The sequence below is a fragment of the Francisella noatunensis subsp. noatunensis genome, assembly GCF_009823375.1.
In the GTDB taxonomy this organism is placed as follows: Bacteria; Pseudomonadota; Gammaproteobacteria; order Francisellales; family Francisellaceae; genus Francisella; species Francisella noatunensis.
The window spans coordinates 1-5,030 of record NZ_WBSX01000128.1; the positions used below are offsets into that span (position 1 = coordinate 1).

A 5,030-nucleotide genomic window follows, 5' to 3' on the forward strand; every position below is an offset into this window, starting at 1 on the left:
TACCTTTTTTAGATGTTACATTTTTTCTTAAAGTAACCATATTCTCATCACTTTTCAAAGCCATCAGCGCAGCACCAAGACACGTTTGAGCAACAAGCTTTTCAGCTTGTTGTTTATCCAACCCTCTGTTGACAGCAGCATTGACCATATGTTCCATAAATTGAAAATAATATGCTGGACCAGAACTTGCTATAGCTGCAATAACATTAATATCTGCTTATATAGGACAAGGTGATGAAGTTATCATGTTTGATCCAGTTTTTGATACATATGTTGGAGCTACAAAACTTAACCAAGGTAATTGCGTAAGACTAAAACTACTAGCAGATGGTAGAATTGATATCCCAGCTATCGTAAATGCAATCACAGATAGAACAAAACTTATTATCCTAAATTCGCCCTATAATCCTATGGGTACTGTGATATCAAAAGATGAATTTAAAGAAATTGCTAAAATAGTTAAAAATAAAAATCTTCTAGTAATTTCTGATGAGGTTTATGAGCATATCTACGCAGGAGAGAGTTTTACAAGTGCTATTGAAATACCTGAGCTTAGAGATAAGCTTATTGTTCTTCAATCTCTAGGAAAAACTTATAATGTTACCGGATGGCGTCAGGGAGTAGTTATAGCTCCAACAGATGTTATTAGAAATATCTTAGCTGTAAAACAATTTGCAACTTTCTCAGCGGTACATCCTCTACAACTAGCTTTAGCAGAGGGAATTATTGAACATCCTGAGTATTACATTAATCTCAACAACCTATACAAAAAACAAAATCAGCTTTTAAGAGATAACTTAAAAGGTACTAGATTTAAAGTTCTTGAATGGCATGGTTCCCCATTCCAGATGCTAGACTACAGTGATATTAGCAACGAGTTTGATGAGGATTTCGCCTCTAATTTAATCAAAGAACATGGCATTGGCTTAGTTCCAACATCATCATTATTTGAAAAACCACAAAATGGGCTACTAAGACTTTGTTTTGCTAAAAAAGATGATGAGATAATCAAAGGTGCAAAGATTCTTGCAAAAATTTAGAATAAAATTTATCTATTAACCGTATTTAATGTTACCTTCAATGATTTGAACTTCTACAGAAGATCTGATAGAGTTTCCATCTTTTCCATACTTAATCGCTACTTTCGTGAGCTTATCTGATAACTTAACAATCTCTATACGAATAGTATCTTTAAGATCATTATCATTAACACTCTCTAAAATCGCCTTACCATTAGCATTACTGTTTATCTTAAGATCGTATGGAACTCCATTTATAGTATATGTTTCTCCCGTTTTTATTGATTCTAGTGCAGCATATTATAAACCTTGTCAAAACCATATGGCATTTCTATTATGTAATAACCCTCCACATACTTTATACCATTACTATTTTCGATACTTAAACATCCAGCGATCAAAGCTAATATAACAACAGATAATATTGCATAAATTTTTAATTTTATAGTCTTCATAATTTCCTTATATAAGTGTTAAAACAAATTATGATTATTATGTTATTGAGTTATTTGTTTGTCAACAAATTATACTTCATTATATATAGCACTTTGTCCTTAACGATTTAGTAAAATATTGATAAACTCTCAAAAGAGACCTAAACACCAAAATAAGGATAATATATGTCAAAGCTAAAAGTCAGTGTAATTCAATCAGATATTGTTTGGGATGATAAGCAAGCAAACTATAAAGCCCTTGAAAATAAAATCGCTAATATTGATAAACATACAGATCTGGTAGTGCTCTGTGAAATGTTCAACACTGGTTTTATAATGAATCCTACCAATGAGGCTAGTTCTGAAGAAGATATTATCAACTGGATGTACAATCAGGTAAAAGATAAAAATTATGCTATCGTTGGTAGTGCTGCAACTTTTACAGAAAATAAAGCTGCCAATAGGCTTTATTTTGTAACTCCTGACAAGCAAGTTTATACTTATGATAAAAATCATCTATTTATACATGCTGGAGAGGATAAAAAGTATACTAATGGAAATAAACGTCAAATCATTAACTATAAAGGGTTTAATATACTTTTGACTATATGCTTTGACCTAAGATTCCCTGTATTTAATTGTAATAATAATGAATATGATGTACTACTAAATGTTGCTTGTTGGCCAGAGTCTCGCCGTGAACATTGGAAATCATTACTAAAAGCAAGAGCGATAGAGAATCAAGCTTATGTTATCGCTTGTAATAGAGTTGGAAATGATCCTAACTTTAGTTATTCTGGAGATAGTATGATCATTGACTATAATGGAGATGTTTTAGCTCATGAGCAATATAAAGAAACTATCCTAACAGCGACTTTAGATAAGAACAAACAACAGGAACATCGTAATAAATTTAATTTTCTTGCATCACAAGATAACTTTACTCTTCACCTCTAATCGACTTAGCTAGGTTTTGTAGAACTGCGTTAACAAATTTATACCCTTCTTCTGTCCCCATACTATAACAAATTTCAACATACTCTTTTATAATAATCTGATATGGGTTCTCTAGACATTCTATAAGCTCTGCTATAGCGACCTGTAATACAGCATAATCCACATAATTTATAGACTCAATACCATTTTTTGAATTATCTTGTATATAGTTGTTTATAGTATCTTGATTTTCTCTAACTGCATCCATCAATCTATAAAAAAGATCCCAGTCAGTATAATGTCTCTCTGCATTATCTGCATAGTATTGAGTTTTTAGTTCAGAAAATGTATGATCAGCAACCTTTTTTTGGTACAAAGCTTGCACAGTATATAAACGAGCGTTATTCCTAGCTCTAGCAGTAGTTTTCATAATTGTTATATAGATAATATTTATTAGCGAATTTTATGATTTTGATTATACATTATTAACAATGATATATATAGATCTCATAAGCTATTAATACTTTTAAAATCATGAAGTTTTAGATACCATTATTATCATATCTGTAATAAAATATCCTCGACAAATTACTCCTCATAAACCATAGAGACTATTATGAAATTTAAAACTATATGTCTGATAGGAACAGTATTTATCCTTAACTCTTGTGTAAGTAATACTAACCCACAAGATGTTGGATTTGTAAAAACTCCTTACACTTCTGGTAATGTTTCTTTAACACTTAAAAAAGGTGTAACAACCAAAGATGAGGTTATAAATGCTTTTGGCTCTCCTAATATAGTTACTCAAAATGCAAGCGGAGAATCTGTATGGACATATCAAACAAATGCAACTGTTGAGAATAATGCTTCTAGAGATGGTTTCCTAACACTACTGATAACAGGTGAAAATACTCAAGAATCCGGATTCATGCAATCACAAAAAACTATGACTATAATTATCACATTCAAAGGTAATATTGTCTCTAACTATAAATCATTATCAACTAACTTCTAGATGAGGCTTTTATAATATGCGTAAGAAATTTAGTCTTTTAGTTTACTTAGTTATTTTAGCTTTATCTGGATGTATATCATCAGGACCACAACAACCAAATTTAACACCTCTGCAAATTCAACTTATGCAAACAAAAGTTTTTAATGTTGATTTACGAACAGCTTTTGATGCTACAGTTACTGTTATGCAAAACCTTGGTTATATCATTCAGGATGCTAACTTTAATACAGGTATTATTACAGCTAAAAGCACTGAGAATGGCAATGGTTGGGGACAATCTGAATATACTGAAGCTACAGCATTTATACAACCTTATAGACAATCAACTAAAGACTCTAGTATACGAATTAACTTTGTAGTCTATCAATCAACTCCTGATCCTAATCAAGGAGCTGCTCCAATAAATACATCTTATGCAATCCTTAATCCTCAGGCCTACGAAAATGCTTTTGCAAAAATTCAACAGCAAATTTTTGTACAAACAGGTATTTCTCCAGTGTTAACTCAACCAGTTCAGCAAATTTCTTAAATATTCTCTATTAAAACTCAAAACATCATACTGAATTTATTACTGTAACCATTGATTTTATTAGAATACCAAGAATTAATTTAGGATGAGAGAATGTATTACTTTTCTTTTTAGACTATATTTTTCTTAAATAATTTAGTTTAATACTTCTCAAACTATCATAGATGAATAAATTATGAGTAAATGGTGGCAAGAAGTTGATTTAAAAGATATGAGTAAAGAGCAATGGGAATCTATTTGCGATAGATGTGGTTTTTGCTGTTTAAATAAGCTTCAAGATGATGAAACTGATGAAGTATACTATACGAAAGTTAGTTGTAAGCTTTTAGATATTGGAAAGTGCCAATGCAGTATGTACGAAAAAAGAAAGCAGATTGTACATGACTGCATAAACCTAACATATAAACAACTTAAAAATCATGCATACAAATGGCTACCTAATAGTTGTAGCTATAAGCTTTTACTACAAAATAAAGACCTTCCTGACTGGCATCATTTAAACACTGGCTCTACAGATGAGATGCACAAACAGAAAAAATCTGCTAAGCATTTTGCTATTTCTGAATATGAGTTAGATGTTGATGAATATTTAGAAGACTTTATCATAAAAATAGATAACTGATTTTTAGTTTCTGATATATAATTCCTTACTCTTTACTAATTGGGCATTGTATGTCTGATTTATTCGAAATTAATCCTTTTTATGAAAAAATAATTAGTGATTATCTTAGCAATGGTTTCTGTATTATTGATAGTTGGCTGACTAATGAAGAAACTACTCAACTACGCAAAGAACTTAATCATTTTTATGATGCTGATTGCTTTAAAAAATCAGCAATAGGTAATCGCTTAAATGAAAACTTAGAAAGATCTATACGTAATGACTTTATTTTTTGGCTAGATGAAACAAAACATGCCTCAGTCTTTTTTAAAAAGATAAATAGTTTTATTGAGTATCTGCTAGATTGTATTCTCAATGTTTATAGAGATACCAAAATGTACTTCATTAGGTGTCAAGTAATTTAAACATTTCTTAGGTCTATTATTCAAGTCTATCTGTAACTTTCTAATGTATTGATGAGATATATTGTTAA

At 30.5% G+C, this 5,030-nt stretch carries 7 protein-coding genes and 4 pseudogenes; 6 read left to right on the plus strand and 5 right to left on the minus strand.

The window, feature by feature from the left end; translation table 11 throughout:
- A pseudogene (locus F8C69_RS09010) lies at positions 1-214 on the minus strand (pyrroline-5-carboxylate reductase family protein); the annotation flags it as partial.
- On the opposite strand from F8C69_RS09010, the pseudogene F8C69_RS09015 reads away from it, so the two are divergent.
- Positions 207-1,040: pseudogene (locus F8C69_RS09015) on the plus strand (aminotransferase class I/II-fold pyridoxal phosphate-dependent enzyme); the annotation flags it as partial. The pseudogenes F8C69_RS09010 and F8C69_RS09015 overlap by 8 nt on opposite strands.
- 15 nt (positions 1,041-1,055) lie before the next feature.
- Here the strand turns inward: F8C69_RS09015 and F8C69_RS11085 are convergent.
- A complete protein-coding gene (locus tag F8C69_RS11085) occupies positions 1,056-1,301 on the minus strand; it encodes a DUF3568 family protein (protein WP_307838275.1) in 246 nt (81 codons plus the stop codon).
- 5 nt (positions 1,302-1,306) lie between these two features.
- Positions 1,307-1,474, minus strand: coding sequence for a DUF3568 family protein (locus F8C69_RS11090; protein WP_252988833.1), 168 nt, complete (start codon positions 1,472-1,474; stop codon positions 1,307-1,309).
- 165 nt (positions 1,475-1,639) lie between these two features.
- Between F8C69_RS11090 and F8C69_RS09025 the strand changes: the two genes are divergently transcribed.
- Positions 1,640-2,410 carry an amidohydrolase gene (locus F8C69_RS09025; RefSeq protein WP_159184939.1) on the plus strand — a complete coding sequence of 257 codons (771 nt, stop codon included), beginning with the start codon at positions 1,640-1,642 and terminating at the stop codon, positions 2,408-2,410.
- Here F8C69_RS09025 and nusB read toward each other — a convergent pair.
- Positions 2,394-2,819 carry a transcription antitermination factor NusB gene (gene nusB / locus F8C69_RS09030; RefSeq protein WP_004287326.1) on the minus strand — a complete coding sequence of 142 codons (426 nt, stop codon included), beginning with the start codon at positions 2,817-2,819 and terminating at the stop codon, positions 2,394-2,396. The two genes, F8C69_RS09025 and nusB, sit on opposite strands and share 17 nt — an antisense overlap.
- Positions 2,820-3,005: 186 nt before the next feature.
- Between nusB and F8C69_RS09035 the strand changes: the two genes are divergently transcribed.
- The 4 genes and pseudogenes from F8C69_RS09035 to F8C69_RS09050 form a co-directional block, all read left to right on the plus strand.
- Complete coding sequence (locus tag F8C69_RS09035) at positions 3,006-3,407, plus strand: hypothetical protein (protein ID WP_159184940.1); 402 nt, start codon at positions 3,006-3,008, stop codon at positions 3,405-3,407.
- A gap of 16 nt (positions 3,408-3,423) precedes the next feature.
- Positions 3,424-3,936: a hypothetical protein gene (locus tag F8C69_RS09040; protein ID WP_159184941.1), complete on the plus strand. Its 513-nt coding sequence runs from the start codon at positions 3,424-3,426 to the stop codon at positions 3,934-3,936.
- Between the two features lie 175 nt (positions 3,937-4,111).
- Positions 4,112-4,558, plus strand: coding sequence for a YcgN family cysteine cluster protein (locus tag F8C69_RS09045; protein ID WP_159184942.1), 447 nt, complete (start codon positions 4,112-4,114; stop codon positions 4,556-4,558).
- A 50-nt stretch (positions 4,559-4,608) separates the two neighbouring features.
- A pseudogene (locus F8C69_RS09050) lies at positions 4,609-4,896 on the plus strand (2OG-Fe(II) oxygenase); the annotation flags it as partial.
- Here the strand turns inward: F8C69_RS09050 and F8C69_RS11525 are convergent.
- Positions 4,897-5,030, minus strand: a pseudogene (locus tag F8C69_RS11525) (IS30 family transposase); the annotation flags it as partial. It lies immediately after the preceding pseudogene.